This is a genomic window from Streptomyces sp. NPDC004111, assembly GCF_042874215.1.
Taxonomy (GTDB): domain Bacteria; phylum Actinomycetota; class Actinomycetes; order Streptomycetales; family Streptomycetaceae; genus Streptomyces.
Genome location: NZ_JBIAMU010000009.1, coordinates 105,089 through 120,432, shown reverse-complemented (window position 1 = coordinate 120,432; position 15,344 = coordinate 105,089). Strand labels below are relative to the sequence as shown.

13 protein-coding genes are annotated in these 15,344 nt (G+C 73.4%); 5 read left to right on the top strand and 8 right to left on the bottom strand.

The window, feature by feature from the left end; translation table 11 throughout:
* Positions 1-32 precede the first annotated feature (32 nt).
* Positions 33-815 (bottom strand): EI24 domain-containing protein, encoded by a 783-nt coding sequence (locus ACFYVL_RS19115; RefSeq protein ID WP_389246163.1) that lies wholly within the window; start codon positions 813-815, stop codon positions 33-35.
* Positions 816-966: 151 nt separating this feature from the next.
* On the opposite strand from ACFYVL_RS19115, the gene ACFYVL_RS19110 reads away from it, so the two are divergent.
* The gene (locus tag ACFYVL_RS19110) at positions 967-3,570 is read left to right on the top strand and encodes a M14 family zinc carboxypeptidase (RefSeq protein WP_389246161.1); all 2,604 of its coding nucleotides are present in this window, start codon (positions 967-969) and stop codon (positions 3,568-3,570) included.
* Positions 3,571-3,719: 149 nt separating this feature from the next.
* Positions 3,720-4,910, top strand: coding sequence for a serine hydrolase domain-containing protein (locus ACFYVL_RS19105; protein ID WP_389246160.1), 1,191 nt, complete (start codon positions 3,720-3,722; stop codon positions 4,908-4,910).
* An 89-nt stretch (positions 4,911-4,999) separates the two neighbouring features.
* Here ACFYVL_RS19105 and ACFYVL_RS19100 read toward each other — a convergent pair whose 3' ends face one another.
* Positions 5,000-5,428, bottom strand: coding sequence for an organic hydroperoxide resistance protein (locus ACFYVL_RS19100; RefSeq protein WP_389246158.1), 429 nt, complete (start codon positions 5,426-5,428; stop codon positions 5,000-5,002).
* Between the two features lie 87 nt (positions 5,429-5,515).
* Positions 5,516-6,538 (bottom strand): NADP-dependent oxidoreductase, encoded by a 1,023-nt coding sequence (locus ACFYVL_RS19095; RefSeq protein WP_389246156.1) that lies wholly within the window; start codon positions 6,536-6,538, stop codon positions 5,516-5,518.
* A 96-nt stretch (positions 6,539-6,634) separates the two neighbouring features.
* On the opposite strand from ACFYVL_RS19095, the gene ACFYVL_RS19090 reads away from it, so the two are divergent.
* The 3 genes from ACFYVL_RS19090 (at position 6,635) to ACFYVL_RS19080 (ending at position 10,013) form a co-directional block, all read left to right on the top strand.
* The gene (locus ACFYVL_RS19090; RefSeq protein ID WP_389246154.1) at positions 6,635-7,231 is read left to right on the top strand and encodes a hypothetical protein; all 597 of its coding nucleotides are present in this window, start codon (positions 6,635-6,637) and stop codon (positions 7,229-7,231) included.
* A gap of 88 nt (positions 7,232-7,319) precedes the next feature.
* Entirely contained in the window at positions 7,320-8,357 is a 1,038-nt protein-coding gene (locus ACFYVL_RS19085) for a rod shape-determining protein (protein ID WP_389246152.1), read from the top strand.
* Positions 8,358-8,390: 33 nt separating this feature from the next.
* Positions 8,391-10,013, top strand: a complete 1,623-nt coding sequence (locus ACFYVL_RS19080) for a GAF domain-containing protein (RefSeq protein ID WP_389246150.1) — start codon at positions 8,391-8,393, stop codon at positions 10,011-10,013.
* 60 nt (positions 10,014-10,073) lie between these two features.
* On the opposite strand, the gene ACFYVL_RS19075 is transcribed toward ACFYVL_RS19080, so the two are convergent.
* From ACFYVL_RS19075 to ACFYVL_RS19055, 5 genes are all read right to left on the bottom strand, one after another.
* Positions 10,074-10,949 carry an amidohydrolase family protein gene (locus ACFYVL_RS19075; RefSeq protein ID WP_389246148.1) on the bottom strand — a complete coding sequence of 292 codons (876 nt, stop codon included), beginning with the start codon at positions 10,947-10,949 and terminating at the stop codon, positions 10,074-10,076.
* Positions 10,946-11,923, bottom strand: coding sequence for an aldo/keto reductase (locus tag ACFYVL_RS19070; protein WP_389246566.1), 978 nt, complete (start codon positions 11,921-11,923; stop codon positions 10,946-10,948). Before ACFYVL_RS19070 ends, ACFYVL_RS19075 begins: the two co-directional genes overlap by 4 nt.
* Before the next feature lie 101 nt (positions 11,924-12,024).
* Positions 12,025-12,780 carry an SDR family NAD(P)-dependent oxidoreductase gene (locus tag ACFYVL_RS19065; RefSeq protein ID WP_389246146.1) on the bottom strand — a complete coding sequence of 252 codons (756 nt, stop codon included), beginning with the start codon at positions 12,778-12,780 and terminating at the stop codon, positions 12,025-12,027.
* On the bottom strand, positions 12,777-14,162 hold the full coding sequence (locus ACFYVL_RS19060) for an enolase C-terminal domain-like protein (RefSeq protein ID WP_389246144.1): 1,386 nt from the start codon (positions 14,160-14,162) through the stop codon (positions 12,777-12,779). Before ACFYVL_RS19060 ends, ACFYVL_RS19065 begins: the two co-directional genes overlap by 4 nt.
* A gap of 13 nt (positions 14,163-14,175) precedes the next feature.
* Entirely contained in the window at positions 14,176-15,030 is an 855-nt protein-coding gene (locus tag ACFYVL_RS19055; RefSeq protein WP_389246142.1) for a fumarylacetoacetate hydrolase family protein, read from the bottom strand.
* Between the last annotated feature and the right edge of the window lie 314 nt (positions 15,031-15,344).

Here is a 15,344-nt window from a genome sequence, read left to right as displayed (position 1 = left end):
TCGGGCGTCCCGGCGCGGGGCGCGGTCCCCGCTCAGGCGGCGGGCAGCGGGGCGCGGTCGGTGTCCACCGAGGGTTCGTCCAGCATGTCCCGGACCATCAGCGTCGCTCCGGCCACCGCCCCCGGCATCAGGAACACCGCCACGAACGGCACCAGGAACGCCAGCGTGAGCGGCACCCCGAAGCCCAGGACCAGCGCCCGCCTGCGGCGCAGCAGCGCCAGCCGCTTCTTGAACTCGACGTTCCGGCGCTGGAGGGCGACCGCGGTCAGCTCCTCCGCGAGGAAGAACCCCGAGACGCAGAAGCCGAGGACGGGCACCACCGTCTGGCCGACCACCGGGATGAACCCGCAGGCGAACAGCACGACGCCGCACAGCAGCACGCGCAGCAGCACCCGGACGCTGTCCCTGGCGGAGATCCACAGTTCGCGCATCAGCGGCAGACCGGACTCGGGGACGGTGCCGTCCGGCGACCTCGACCGGTCCACCCGCTCGGACAGCTCCTCGTAGAAGGGCTGGCCGATCAGGAGCGTGACGGCGGTGAAGGTGACGACCGCCAGGAAGAGGGCGAGCGCGAACAGCGACACCCGCAGCAGCCCGCGGAACACGCTCTGCCAGGTCTCGCCCCACTCGTCGGCGAACGGCGTCGCCCAGGTGACGAGGTCGCCCGACCCCACGACCAGTCCGGTCAGCGCGGCGGCGTACAGCACGAGCGTGACGAGTCCGGGCAGCAGCCCGAGCCCGTAGCTGCGCCCGTGCAGCGCCATCCACTGCTGGCCCCTGGCCAGGTACTTGAATCCCGCCCCCAGATCACTCATGCCCCCAGCCTAGGCGGCGGCGCACCCCACCCGGACGACCGCATGGCTCCGCACCGCCACTCGGGCCCCAACTCCCCCTTGTGGAGCGGGGTTCGGGGCGATAGACCTTCGCGTATCTGTCTTCCCCCGGCCTCCGGAGGTACGTACGCGCATGGGTCCCACCACGAACCGCATTCCCAGACCGCTCCTCGTCGGCGTCGCCGCACTGGCCTCCGCCGTGCTGCTCGCGCCCGCTCCGGCGGTCGCCGGACCCGGCCCCGGGGCCGGTGCGCGCGACGACGGGCCGCGGGCCCGCGAAGGGGTCTCCGCCGCCGAGGAGTTGAAGGACGCGCCGGCCGCCCGGGGCTCCGCCGGATCGGCCGCGCGGGCGCTGGACGCCGGCACCGGAGCGGGGCTGCGGCACGACCTCGGCTATCCGCGCCGCACCGTGCTGCCGGTGCCCGCGCCGAACCCCGCCGACAAGTCGATCAAGCTGGGCCTGACCCCCTACCACGCCATCGCCCCCGCGCTGAACTCGCTGCAGAAGCTGGGCGACCGGGTCAGCGTGGAGATCGCCGGGAAGTCGGCCGGCGGGCACGATCTGTACCTGGTCACCGTGACCGCGCCGGAGAGCGCGGGGCAGGCGCGCGAGCAGGAGCGGATGCGCGAGAAGATCGAGAACTCGCCCGCTTCCGCCGCGAAGGACCGGCGGATCAAGGAGACGTACAAGACGCCCGTGTTCATCAACAACAACATCCACGGCAACGAGTGGGAGGGCACCGACGCCTCCCTCAAGCTGATCGCGCAGCTGGCCAAGGCCAACGACGCCAGGACCGCCGGGCTGCTCGCGCAGAACCGGATCTACCTCAACATCACCGCCAACCCCGACGGCCGAATAGCGGGCACCCGGGCGAACGCCAACGGCTTCGACATCAACCGGGACTTCATCACCGCCACCCAGCCCGAGGCGCGCGCGATCCGCCGCATCGCCATCGACAAGCAGCCCGCCGTCATGCTCGACATGCACGGTTACGTCAACGGGACGCTGATCGAGCCGACCACTCCCCCGCACGGCGAGAACTACGAGTACGACCTCTTCCTGAAGAACTCCTACGCGAACGCGCTGGGCATGGAGGCGGCCGTCAACGGGCTCGGCTACACGCCCGCCAAGGACGGCGTCGAACCGGCCGTGATCCCCTTCAGGGACCAGAAGGAGGGCTGGGACGACTGGCCGCCCATTTTCACCCCGCAGTACATGCCCTTCCAGGGCGCCGTCGCCACGCACACCATCGAGATCCCGTTGCAGGTCAACAACGAGGAGTACGACACCCAGCCGGTCGCGGAGCTGCGCCGGCGCTCGGCGGTCAACACGGCCGTCGCGGGCGCGGCCATCAGGGCGTCCCTCGACTACACGGCCAAGAACCGCACGTCGGTGATCGCCGACCAGATCGAGACGTTCCGCCGCGGCTCGGTCGGCGCCGCGCAGATCCCGGTCTCCGAGGAGACGGTGCCCGGCGTCCCGGGGATCGGCCCGGAGGACGTCTACACGACGAAGTTCCCGCGCGCGTACGTCGTTCCGGTGGGTTCCGGGCAGCGCTCGGACGTGGCGGCGGCCCGGCTCGTCGACCACCTGGTCGCCAACGACGTGCGGGTGGAGCGGGCCTCGCGCGCCTTCCGGCTCGGCGGGAAGCACTACCCGGCGGGGTCGTACGTCGTCGACATGCGCCAGCCCAAGCGCGGTCTCGCCAATGTGATCCTGGCCGACGGGCGGGACATCAGCGCGGACGTCTCCGCGATGTACGACATCTCGGGGTGGAGCCTCGGGCTGCTGTGGGGCGCGGACGTCGACAAGGTGACCGAGGGACGTCCCGACGTGCCGGGGCGGCCGGTGCACGCCGCCTCGCCGACCGGGTACGTCGCCCCGTGGGGCGATCTGCGGCTGCGGCTGGACGACCCGAAGGAGGTCGCCGCCCTCAACTCGCTGCTGGCCGACGGGGTGAAGGTGACCCGGGCCGCCGACGGGACGGCCGTGGTGCCGGGTTCGGCGCGGTGGAAGGCCGCGCGGCTGGCGGACCGGCTGGGGGTGGCCTTCCACGCCACCCGCGTCAAGGGCGTCGAGCCGATCCGCCCCACCAGGGTCGCCGCCGCGGTGACCCCCGGTGAGCTGTTCTCGCTGCGGGAGATGGGCTTCGCGGTGACGCCCGTGTCGACGGACGTGCTGAACAAGGGCTTCGACTGGAAGTCGGTCGACACCCTGTACGTGTCGGCGGACCTGGCGTACGGCGAGCTGAACGCGGCGGCGAAGGCCGCCCTGAACGGCTTCCTCGGCTCCGGTCACGGCCTGGTCGGGCTCGGCGGCGACGGCGCCCGGCTCAACGCGGACACCGGGCTGATCGCGGCCCGCGGCGTCCAGGGCAACGCGGACGCCAACGGCGTGGTCCGGGTGGACAGTTCGGGCAGCAGCCCGGTGACCGCCGGGGCTCCCGCGCACACCTTCGTCTTCACCCCGATGTGGTTCACCGACCTCGGCAGGGGCGTGCGCACCGACCAGTCGTACGGGAGGGCGGGCGGCAACCCGCTGGTCTCCGGGCACTGGCGCGCGGGCGAGGACGGCACCGGCGGCCCGAAGGACGCGGCGGGCCGGGCCTCGGTCGTCAGCGGCACCTCGGCGAAGGGCGCGGACGTCGTCCTGTTCGGCACCGAGCCGCTGTTCCGGGCGCACCCCAAGGGCGCGTTCGCGCAGATCGCGCGGGCGCTGTACGTAACGGGCGGATGAACCGGGGCGCGGGGACGGAATAGTGCGCCGCGGCGGCGGCTTGATCACCTGTGCACGCACCACACGGGACACCCGGGTGGCCGCACACCACACGGGAGACCCGGGTGGTCGCACCACGACCGCTACAGCACAGGGGAGCTGATCGAGCGATGAGCGAGACCGAGAGCAAGGAAACCGCCGCCGCGGACACCGCCGTCCACGGCACCGTCGCCACCGGGTACGAGGACGTCCGCGAGGAGTTCGCGGCCGTCCTCGCCAACCCGGACGAGGGCCCCGACCACGCCGCCCAGCTCACCGTGCACGTGCGCGGCGAGAAGGTGGTGGACCTGTGGGGCGGCCCGCACATCGGACCGGACTCGCTGACCCCCGTCTACTCCTCCACCAAGGGCGCCGCCCATCTGGTGGTGGCGCTGCTGGTGCAGGACGGCGTGCTCGACCTGGACCGGGCGGTGGCCTCGTACTGGCCGGAGTTCGGGGTGCACGGCAAGGACCGGCTGACCCTGCGCGACCTGCTCGCCCACCGTGCCGGGGTGGTCGGCGCGGACACCGGGTTCAGCGCCGAAGAGGTGGTCGACGACCGGCTGATGGCGGAGCGGCTGGCCGCACAGCGCCCGTACTGGCGGCCCGGCACCGCCTTCGGCTACCACGCGTACGTGATCGGCGCGCTGACCGGCGAAGTGGTGCGGCGGGTCACCGGCCGCACGATCCAGGAGTGGTACGAGGAGCGGGTGCGGGCCCCGTTCGGCCTGGACTTCTACCTGGGCGAGCCCGACGGAGCCACGTCGCGCTTCCTGGAGACGCTGCCGATGACGCCGACCCCGGCGCAGCAGGCCGAGCAGGCGGCGAACCCGAGCGGCGCGCACAGCCTGGGCGGCATCGCCTTCAACCTGAACGGCAAGGAGCCCACCGACCTGGTGGCGACCGCCAACTCGGCCGCGAGCCGCAAGGCGTCGCCCGCCTCCTACGGCGGGATCGCCTCCGCGCGCGGGCTGGCCGGGATGTACCTGGCGGTCCTGGGCGACGGCCCCGGTTCGGCCGGGCCGCTGCTGACCCCGGACACCCTCGCGGAGTTCGGCCAGGTCCACTCCGAGGGCATCGACCTGGTCGGCGGGCAGCGCTCGGCGTTCGGGCTGGGCTTCCAGGCGTTCTCCGAGGAGAAGTACCCGGTGCTCGGCCACGGCTCGATCGGTCACAGCGGCGCGGCGGGCTCGGTGGCCTTCGCCGACCCGCGCAACCGGATCGCCTACGGCTACAACCGCCGCCGCTTCGCCTACCCGGGCGGCGCGGCCCCGGAGAACGTGCACCTGGTGCGGGCCGTGGTGCGGGCTGCGTCCGCCTGACGGCCGGGCCCGCAGCCGGGCCCCCGGCACGGGCGAGGGGCCGCCCCGGAGCGATCCGGGACGGCCCCTCGCCGTGTGCGCGGTGCGGGTCAGGCGACGGAGAGCTCGACCTTGATGTTGCCGCGGGTGGCGTTGGAGTACGGGCACACCTGGTGCGCCTTCTCCACCAGGGACCTGGCGGTGGCCTCGTCCACGTTCGGGATGGTGGCCGAGATGGCGACCTCCAGGCCGAAGCCGCCCTCCTCGTTCTGGCCGATGCCGACCTTCGCGGTCACCGTGGAGCCGGAGATGTCGGCCTTCTCCTTGCGGGCGACGACGCCGAGCGCGCCCTGGAAGCAGGCGCTGTAACCGGCGGCGAAGAGCTGCTCCGGGTTGGTGCCGGCGCCGCTTCCGCCCATCTCCTTGGGCGGGTTGACGACCACGTCGAGCTTGCCGTCGTCGGTGGCGACGCGGCCGTCCCGGCCGTTCTCGGCGGTGGCGACGGCGGTGTACTTGACGTCGATCTTCTGGATGGACATACGGGTGAATCCTCCTGCTTGGTTCGCCGCGACTCGCGCCCACGGATCACGGCGGCTGTGGGCGAGCCTATCGGGTCGGGTGCGGGCTCACGCGCCGAGGGAAACGATCATCTTGCCGGTGTTCGCTCCGCGCAGCATGCCGAGGAAGGCCTCGACGTTGTTCTCCAGGCCCTCGACGACGGTCTCGGAGTACTTCAGCTCGCCGGAGCGGATCCAGCCGGAGACCTCTTCGACGAACTGCTGCTGCAGGTCGGCGTGGTCGGCGACCAGGACGCCAGTGAGGCGCAGCCGCTTGCCGATGATCATCATCATGTTGCGCGGGCCGGGGGTCGGCTCGGTGTCGTTGTAGCCGGAGATGGCACCGCACAGGGTGGCGCGGCCGTGCACGTTGAGCGAGGAGATCGCCGCTTCGAGGTGCTCGCCGCCGACGTTGTCGAAGTAGACGTCGATGCCCTGGGGGGCGGCCTCGCGCAGCTGCTGGGCGACCGGGGCCTCGTCCTTGTAGTCGAAGGCGGCGTCGAAGCCGTACTCCTCGGTGAGCAGCTTGATCTTGTCGGCGGAGCCCGCCGAGCCGATCACCCGGGAGGCGCCCCTGAGCTTGGCCATCTGGCCGACCTGGCTGCCGACGGCGCCGGCCGCGCCGGAGACGAAGACCGCGTCGCCCGGCTTGAAGGAGGCCACCTCGAAGAGGCCCGCGTAGGCGGTGAGGCCCGGCATGCCGAGGACGCCGAGGTAGGTGGACAGCGGGGCGAGCTCGGCGCTGACCCTGGTGGCGTAGTCGGCCTTGAGGTCGGCGTAGTCGCGCCAGCCGAGGTCGTGCAGGACGTGGTCGCCGACCGCGAACCGCTCGTCGTTGGAGGCGATGACCTCGCCGACCGCGCCGCCGGTCATCGGCTTGTCCAGCTCGAAGGCGGGAATGTACGACTTCACGTCGTTCATCCGGCCGCGCATGTAGGGGTCGACGGAGAGGTGGAGGTTGCGGACCAGGATCCGGCCCTCGGCGGGCTCGGTCACCGGGAACTCGACCAGTGCGAAGTCCTCGGGCACGGGCCAGCCGTGCGGACGGCGGACGAGGTGCCAGGCGCGGCCGGTGGTGGGAAGAGTCGTCATGGGTGTGCGGCCTCCGGATCGACGGACCTAAAACTTTATGATCTGGAAGAACCTTGCTCCTCAATGTTTGAGATTGTCAAGTAAGTGGGGTGGATCATGACGGGTGTCGCAGGCGGTGGCTTCGGGCCGCGGGACTTCCAGCTGGTGCTGCTGCGCCGGATGGCCGACCACCAGCCGGGCCTGGTGGAGGACGCCAGGACCGCCCTGGGCGTCTCGGTCTCCGCGATGCGGGAGGTGAACAGGCGCTGGCAGGCGCGGGTGCGCTCGCCCCGGGCCGGCGACGCGGTGCAGCGCTACCACGCGGTGCTCGGGCCGCCGCAGACGGTGCTGCGGCGCCGGATCGGCGATCTGGAGTGCGAGGCGCTGCTGTGGCCGCTGCCGCTCTGGCCGGACCTGCGGTTCGAGGTGATGTGCGGCCCCGACGGGCGGGTGTGGAACGAGTGGCTGGTGCGGGCACCGGGCGCCCCGGGCCCCGTACTGGCCACGGCCGGGGACCTGCGGCCGTGGTCGGCGACGGTGGACGAGGTGGCGCGGGCCTTCGCCCCGGTGACGATGCGCGACGGCGGCACACCGCACCGGGCGCACCTGGAGGTGACGCTGCCGGGCGGCGAGCGGCGGGTGGCGGAATTCGCCTGGGGACTGCTGCAACGGGTGCTCACGGTGGACGGCGAACAGGTCACTGACGCCTCGTAACCTGACGTTCTGGCGCCGCGTCAGCGCGCTTAGCCCGAGCGGCGCAGCTCAGCGCGCGGCCGGACACGGCCCCCCGCACGATGCCACTATGACCGTCAGCCTTGAGCAGTTGCGCCGTTGCCATGTCGCCGTCGATCTGGGGGCCGCCAGGACCCGGGTGTTCGTGAAGGGACTCGGTCTCGTGGTGGACGAGCCGAGCTGTGCCGCCGTCAACATCCGTACCGGAGCGCTCATCGCGGTCGGCGCGTTCGCCGAGCAGATGACCGGCCGGACCCCCGACTACATCCGGGTGGTGCGCCCCGTCTCCGGCGGCACCGTCGTCGACATCGAGATGGCGCAGCGCATGCTCCGCCAGCTGCTCGGCGACAAGCTCCGCCGCCAGCTGCGCCGCAAGCCCCGGCTGCGGGCCGCCGCCAGCACCCCGCACGACGCGGACCCGCTCGCCCAGCGCGCCACCGTCGAGACGCTCGTGGGGATCGGCGCCAGCCGGGTCGAGCTGGTGGACACCCTGATCGCGGCGGCCGTCGGCTGCGGGCTGCCGGTCGAGCAGCCGGAAGCCTCGATGATCATGGTGTGCGGGGCGGCCACCACACAGATCGCCGTCCTCTCGCTCGGCTCGATCGTCGCCGCCGAACGGATCCCGGTCGGCGGCAACGCCATCGACCACGCCGTCATCCAGCACCTGCGCCAGGCCCACGAGCTGATGCTGCCCTCGCAGTCGGTGCGCCCGCTCCAGCTCGCCCTCAGCGGCACCGGCATCGCGGCGGGCGGCCCTGCCGCCACCGAGATCCACGGCCGGGACGTCGCCACCGGCCTGGCCCGCTCCGTACTGGTGGACACGGCGGCCGTACGGCGCGCCATCCACACCCCGCTGACCTCCGTCCTCGACGGCATCGGCCGGATCCTGCGGGTCTGCCCGCCCGACCTGGTGGCCGACCTCGCGGACACCGGAATCATGATGGTCGGCGGAAGCGCGCTGCTGCCGGGCCTGGACCAGATGCTGCGCGACTCCACGGGCATGCCGGTACGGATCGCCGAGCGGCCGGACGTCTGCGCGGTGCTGGGCCTCGGGGCCATGCTGGAGGGACAGATCGAACCGATGGCCCTGGACCCGATGACCGGCTGAGCGGCACACACCGCGGAAGGACTCCGAGAGCCGATGCACGACGAGGGACACACCTCCCCCGGCCTTCCCCTGCTGCTCGACGCCGTCATCAGCGTCGGCACGGACCTGGAGCTGCGGGTCACCCTCCAGCACATCGTGGACTCGGCGATCGAACTGACCGGTGCCCGGTACGGGGCGCTGGGCGTGATCGACGCCGAGCACACCAGGATCACGGAGCTGTACACCGCGGGCATCGACGAGGAGACCAGGAAGCGGATCGGCAGGCTGCCCGACGGGCACAGCGGGCTGCTCGGCATCCTGGTCCAGGAGCAGCGCCCGCTGCTCGTGCCGAGGATCGACGCGGACATCAGGTCGGCGGGGATGCCGCCCGGCCATCCCCCCATGAGCTCCTTCGTGGGGGTCCCCGTCCGGGTGGACCGCAAGGTCTTCGGCAACCTCTATCTGACGGACAAGCGCGACGGCACCCCCTTCACCCCGGACGACCTGGAACTGCTGCGGGTGCTCGCCGCGCAGGCCGGCATCGCCATCGGCAACGCCCGGCTGTACGAGACGGCGCGGCTGCGGGAGCACTGGATCGAGGGCGCCGCCGCCGTCACCACCGCCCTGCTGCACGGCCAGGCGGCGTGCGATCCGCTGCTGACGGTCGCCGAGAAGGCCAGGTCGCTGGCGCGCGCGGCGGCCGGGATCATCCTCCAGCCGATGGAGTCCGGCGGCATGGAGATCGTCACCGCGGCCACCGGCCCCGAGGACGACGCGGCCGACTTCCTCGGCATCTCGATCGCCCCCGGCAGCGACGTGCTGGAGCAGCTCCTGGGCGGGGAGCCGGTGTTCGTGGACGACTCGGCGACCGATCCGCGGATGACGACGGTGGTGCGGGTGCGGTTCGGGCCGAGCATGCTGCTGCCGTTGCAGAGCGGCGGCAAGCTCATCGGCACGCTGGCCCTGCCCCGGCGGCGCGGGGCCACCCCGTACACCGGGGTGGAACGGCTGCTGGCCTCGCAGTTCGCGTCGCACGCGGCGCTGGCGATGGTGCTGGCCGACAGCCGCGACGCGCGGGAGCGGCTCGCCGTGTTCGAGGACCGCGACCGGATCGCGCGGGACCTGCACGACCTGGTGGTGCAGCGGCTGTTCGCGACGGAGATGATGCTGGAGTCGACCCGGCGCAGGGCACAGGCCGCCGGGTCCGCGGCGGCCGAGGGGATGGACGAACTGCTCGGCCGGGCGGTCGACGAGCTGGACTCGACGATCCAGGAGGTGCGGACCGCGATCTTCGCCCTCCAGCAGCCGCCCGCGGACGCGCCGACGACGGTGCGCGGCAAGGTGCTGCGGGAGACGGCGGGCGCGGCGACGCTCCTGGGCCTGACACCCTCGGTGCAGTTCGAGGGCGCGGTGGACGCGCTGGTCGGCCCCCCGGTGGACAAGCAGCTGGTGGCCGCCCTGCGCGGGGCACTGGCGGCGGCGCACCGCCGGGCCGGGGTCACGTCGGTGAAAGTACGGGTCGACGCGACGGCCGTACTCAGCGAGGAGCGGCCCGGCGTGCGGCTGACGGTGTGGGACGACGGGGTGGTGGAGGGCGAGGACGGCAGCGGCTTCGGCCCGGGGGCGCCCCACCGGAAGGGCGCCGGAACCACGGTGACCTGGCAGTCCCCGCTGTAGCGCCGGGCCGGTCGGGCCGAGCTGCCGTACGGCCCCGCCCCACCTGCCCGGCCCCGCACCTCAGTCCCGTCGCAGGCCGTACACCCGGTCCGCCACTCCCCCGAAGACCTCCGCGCGCTCGTGCGGCGACAGTCCGGCCATCAGATAGCGGGCCACTGCCAGCACCTCCTCGTACGACGACGCCAGCCGGCACACCGGCCAGTCCGAGCCGTACATCAGCCGCCCCGGCCCGAAGGCGTCGAGCACGGTCTGCGCGTACGGGCGCAGGTCCGTCACCGCCCAGCGCCGCCAGTCCGCCTCGACGACCATCCCGGACAGCTTGCAGACCGTGTTCGGCAGGGCGGCCAGCCCGCGGACCGCGGCGGCCCAGGGTTCCAGGGTGCCGGCGGCGATCGGCGGCTTGCCCAAGTGGTCCAGCACGAAGGTGAGTCCGGGGTGCGCGGCGGCGGCCTCGGCCGCGGCCGGGAGCTGCTCGGGGGTGATCACCAGGTCGTAGACCAGGCCCGCCCCGGCGACCGCCGACAGCCCCCGGTGCACGTCGGGCCGCAGCAGCCACCGCGGGTCGCGCTCGCCCTGCACCTGGTGGCGGATGCCGACCAGGTGCGAACCGCCGGGCAGGTCCCCCAGCGCGGCCAGCCGGTCGGCGACGTCCGGCGCCGTCAGGTCGCTCCAGCCGACGACCCCGGCGATCAGCGGGTGCGCCCGGGCCAGGGCCAGGAACTCCGGGGTCTCCTCGGCGACGGTGACCGTCTGGACGAGCACGGAGGCGCTCACGCCCGCCGCCGCGGCCTCCGCCTCCAGTTCGCCGACGAGGAAGTCGCGCCGCAGCGGGGCGAGCCGGGGGCCGGTGATCCAGTCCTGGTCGCGTACCGACAGGTCCCAGACGTGGTGGTGCGCGTCCACCAGCCGGGGCGGTGCCGGCTCCCCGGCGCTCACCCGTCCGCTTCCCCGAGCAGGCCCTCGGCGCGCAGCTCGTCCCACAGTTCGTCGGGGACCGCCACGTCGAGCATGGCCGCGGCGTCCGCCGCCTCGGCCGCGGTCCGCATGCCGACGAGCACGCTCGCCACGGCCTCGTACCGGAAGGGGAAGTGCAGGGCCGCGGCCCGCAGCGGGACTCCGTGGCCCTCGGCGACCGCCTTGATCCGCAGGGCGCGGCCGAGCAGGTCGACGGAGGCGGCCCGGTAGTCGAAGGTGGCGCCGGGCTGCGGGTCGGCGAGCAGGCCGGAGTTGAAGACCCCGCCGACGACCACGGCCCGGCCCCGCCGTGCCGCCTCCGGGAGCAGCGAGTGCGCGGCGCGCTGGTCGAGCAGGCTCAGCCGGCCGGCGCACAGCACCACGTCGGCGTCGGTCTCGCGCAGGTACCGCTCCAGCGGCGGCACCTGGTTCATACCGGCGCCGATGGCGCCGACGACGCCCTCGGCGCGCAGCCGCTCCAGCGCCGGGTACGCCTCGCGCAGTGCCTGCGTGCCGCCGTCGCCGCATTCGTCGGCGTCGTGGAGGTAGACCACGTCGACCCGGTCGAGGCCGAGCCTCTCCAGGCTGGCTTCGAGGGAGCGGCGTACGCCGTCCGCGCTGAAGTCCCAGACCCGGCGGTGCGTCGCGGGGACCGCGAAGCCGGTGTCCGTGCCGCCGGTGTCGGCCGGTTCGAGGATCCGGCCGACCTTCGTGGACAGGGTGTAGGAGTCGCGGGGGTGCGCGCGCAGCGCCTCGCCGAGCCGGCGCTCGGACAGCCCGAGGCCGTAGTGGGGTGCGGTGTCGAAGTAGCGGACGCCGCGGTCCCAGGCGGTCTCGACGGCGGCGTGCGCGTCCTCGTCGGTGACGGGGGCGAAGAGGTTGCCCAGGGTGGCGGCCCCGAAGCCCAGCCTGCTGACGGACACGCCGCCGACCGGAGCGCGGTCCGTTGCGGCGATGCCGGTGCGGCCCGCGGGCCGTGCGGCGCGGCCGGGGACGTCGGGGCCGGTGCGGCCCGCGGCTCGGGCGGCGCCGTCGTGGGCGCCCTGCCCGCCGCCCACTACTGCCCCTCCGGGCGCAGCCGCAGGCCCTGCATGCCGCCGTCCACGGCCAGCGAGGTGCCGGTGACCGAGGCGGCGGCCGGGCTCGCCAGGTAGGCGATGGCGGCGGCCACTTCAAAGGCGCTGACCAGCCGGCCCATCGGCTGGCGGGCGTTGAGCGCGGCGCGCTCGGCGTCGGGGTCGGCGGCGGCGTCGAGGAGCCGGCCGACCCACGGGGTGTCGGCGGTGCCCGGGTTGACGCAGTTGACGCGGATGCCCTCGCGGACGTGGTCGGCGGCCATCGCCAGCGTCAGCGACAGGACGGCGCCCTTGCTGGCGCTGTAGAGGGCGCGCTGCGGCAGCCCGGCGGTGGCGGCGATGGAGCAGGTGTTGACGATCGCCGCGTGCGCGGAGTCGCGCAGCGCGGGCAGGGCGGCCCGGGTCACCCGGACCATGCCGAGGACGTTGACGTCCAGCACCCGGTGCCACTGCGCGTCGTCGTTGTCCTCGACGGTGCCGGCCGCGCCGATGCCCGCGTTGTTGACGAGGATGTCGAGACCGCCGAGGGCGGCCACGGCGGCGGCGACGCCCGCCCGTACCGAGGCGTCGTCGCAGACGTCCGCCGTGAACCCGAGCAGGGGCTCGCCGGCTCCCGACGGGTCGAGGTCCAGTACGGCGACCCGGGCGCCGCGCCGGGCGAGGAGTTCGGCGGTGGCCAGGCCGATGCCGGAGGCACCGCCCGTGACCAGGGCCTTCAGTCCGGCCAGTTCACTCATACGACTGCCTCCTCGGGGATGTCGGCTGCGCCGCGCGCACGGTCGGCGGTCCAGAACCGGCCGTCGGGGTAGCGGTACTCGGCGATCGAGCCGGGGTGCATGGTGGCCGAGAAACCGGGGGCGGTGGGGGCGGTGTAGTGCCCGTCGCGCATCACCACCGGGGTCTCGAAGTGGTCGTGCAGGTGGTCGACGTACTCGATGACGCGGTCCTCGGTGGTGCCGCTGAGCGCCACGAAGTCGAACATCGACAGGTGCTGGACCAGTTCGCACAGTCCGACGCCGCCCGCGTGCGGGCAGACCGGCACGCCGAACTTCGCGGCCAGCAGCAGGATCGCCAGGTTCTCGGAGACGCCGCCGACCCGGGCCGCGTCGATCTGCACGACGTCCACGGCACCGGCCTGGAGGAGCTGCTTGAAGACGATGCGGTTCTGCACGTGCTCGCCGGTGGCGACCTTGATGTCCGGGCCGACGGCGGCGCGCACGGTGGCGTGGCCGAGGATGTCGTCGGGGCTGGTGGGCTCCTCGATCCAGTACGGGTCGAAGGCGGCCAGCGCCCTCGTCCACTCGATGGCCTCTCCGACGTTCCAGCGCTGGTTGGCGTCGATGGCGATGCGGATGTCCGGCCCGACAGCCGCGCGGGCGGCCCTCATCCGGCGTACGTCGTCGGCCAGATCGGCGCCCACCTTCAGCTTGATCTGGGTGAAGCCGTCGGCGACGGCCTGCCGGGCGAGCCGGGTCAGCTTCTCGTCGGAGTAGCCGAGCCAGCCCGGCGAGGTGGTGTAGCCGGGGTAGCCGCGCTCGCGCAGCACGGCCTCGCGGCCGGCCGCCCCGACGCGTCCGGCGCGCAGCAGTTCCAGTGCCTCGGCGGGGGTGAGGGCGTCGGCGATGTAGCGGAAGTCGACCTGTTCGACCAGCCACTCGGGCTCCGCGTCGGCGAGGAACTTCCACAGCGGCAGGCCCGCGCGCTTGGCGGCGAGGTCCCAGGCGGCGTTGACCACCGCCCCGATCGCCATGTGCATCACGCCCTTCTCGGGCCCGAGCCAGCGCAGTTGGCTGTCCCCGGTCAGGGCGCGACCCAACGTGCCGGGATCGGCGGCGAGTTCGTCGACCGAGCGGCCTAGCAGGTGCGGCTTCAGGGCGTCGATGGCGGCGACCTGGACATCGTTGCCACGGCCGATGGTGAAGGTGAAGCCGTGCCCCTCGATGCCGTCCCCGGCGTCGGTGCGCAGCACGAGGTAGGCGGCCGAGTAGTCGGGGTCGGGGTTCATCGCGTCCGAGCCGTCGAGCTCGCGCGAGGTGGGGAAGCGGATGTCGTGGGTGACGACGTCGGTGATGACCGCGCCCGTGGCGGGCGTGGCGGTACTTCTCGCGGTGGTGGTCACGTGACTGGGCCTTTCACGCCTGGGCGAAGGTCTGGCGCTGACTGCCGAGGCCGTCGATGGACAGCTCCACGGTGTCACCGGCACGCAGATAGGGGTTTCCGGGCAGACCCAGGGCGACGCCGGCCGGGGTTCCCGTGTTGATGACGTCACCGGGTTCGAGGACCATGTGGCGGCTCAGGTAGGCGATGATCTCGGCGACCTGGAAGATCATGTCCTTGGTGTGGCCGTCCTGCCGGCGTTCGCCGTTGACGTCGAGCCGCAGCCGCAGGTCCTGCGGGTCGGCGATCTCGTCGGCGGTGACGAGCCAGGGGCCGAAGGGGTTGAAGGTCTCGCAGGACTTGCCGAGGTCCCACTGCGAGGAGAAGTCGAGCTGGAACTCGCGCTCGGAGACGTCGTGGCTGACCGCGTACCCGCCGATGCAGGCGAGCGCCTCGACGGGTCCGTCCAGGTAGCGGGCCCGGCTGCCGATGACGACGCCGAGCTCCACCTCCCAGTCGGTGCGGGTGGAGCCGCGCGGGACGAGCACCTCGTCGTACGGGCCGACGACGGTGCCGGGGTCCTTCATGAACACCACGGGGCGGGGCGGGATGGCGGCCCCGGTCTCCTGTGCGTGGTCCCGGTAGTTGAGGCCGATGCAGACCACCTTGCCGGGCCGGGCGACGGGCGCCCCCACCCGCATCCGGGCGGCCCCTTCGAGCAGGGGCAGCTCCCCCGCGTCGTAGGCGGCCCGTGCCCGCTCCACGCCACCGCCGGAGAGAAAGGCCCCGTCGATGTCGCCCGTGACCGGGGCCAGGTCGTAGACCTGCCCGTCGCCACCGAGCAGCGCGGGCCGCTCGCTCCCCGCATCACCAAGTCGCTGAAATTTCATGTCCGTTGACACCACTTTCATTGCCGGTACGGATGGGGTGCGCCCCCAGGGGCGCGGGGCTGTCGCGAGGTGCGGCTCCGCCGCGTGGCGCGAGGGGCCACAACGAACGGGCGGGCCCGGGGCGGCGCCCCGTCGGGGCACGCGAAACCGCGCCGCGGGCCCGGGGAGGCCCGGGGGTTCGGAGTCCGGGGCAGCGCCCCGGTTTCGGGAAGGGGCGGGGTGGGGAACCACCCCGCGCGGCGGATCCCCGCCAGGAGCGGGACCCCCGCCAGGTGACGGGCCCCCGCCGTGAGCGGGGCCCGCGCGGGAGCCGG

What these genes read in the sequence shown, in the direction of transcription:
- ACFYVL_RS19085 (WP_389246152.1), top strand. Translation starts at nt 7,320, where the DNA reads ATGACCGTCAGCCTTGAGCAGTTGCGCCGTTGCCATGTCGCCGTCGAT.
- ACFYVL_RS19100 (WP_389246158.1), bottom strand. Translation starts at nt 5,428, where the DNA reads ATGTCCATCCAGAAGATCGACGTCAAGTACACCGCCGTCGCCACCGCC.
- ACFYVL_RS19115 (WP_389246163.1), bottom strand. Translation starts at nt 815, where the DNA reads ATGAGTGATCTGGGGGCGGGATTCAAGTACCTGGCCAGGGGCCAGCAG.
- ACFYVL_RS19110 (WP_389246161.1), top strand. Translation starts at nt 967, where the DNA reads ATGGGTCCCACCACGAACCGCATTCCCAGACCGCTCCTCGTCGGCGTC.
- ACFYVL_RS19055 (WP_389246142.1), bottom strand. Translation starts at nt 15,030, where the DNA reads ATGAAATTTCAGCGACTTGGTGATGCGGGGAGCGAGCGGCCCGCGCTG.
- ACFYVL_RS19080 (WP_389246150.1), top strand. Translation starts at nt 8,391, where the DNA reads ATGCACGACGAGGGACACACCTCCCCCGGCCTTCCCCTGCTGCTCGAC.
- ACFYVL_RS19090 (WP_389246154.1), top strand. Translation starts at nt 6,635, where the DNA reads ATGACGGGTGTCGCAGGCGGTGGCTTCGGGCCGCGGGACTTCCAGCTG.
- ACFYVL_RS19105 (WP_389246160.1), top strand. Translation starts at nt 3,720, where the DNA reads ATGAGCGAGACCGAGAGCAAGGAAACCGCCGCCGCGGACACCGCCGTC.
- ACFYVL_RS19095 (WP_389246156.1), bottom strand. Translation starts at nt 6,538, where the DNA reads ATGACGACTCTTCCCACCACCGGCCGCGCCTGGCACCTCGTCCGCCGT.
- ACFYVL_RS19065 (WP_389246146.1), bottom strand. Translation starts at nt 12,780, where the DNA reads ATGAGTGAACTGGCCGGACTGAAGGCCCTGGTCACGGGCGGTGCCTCC.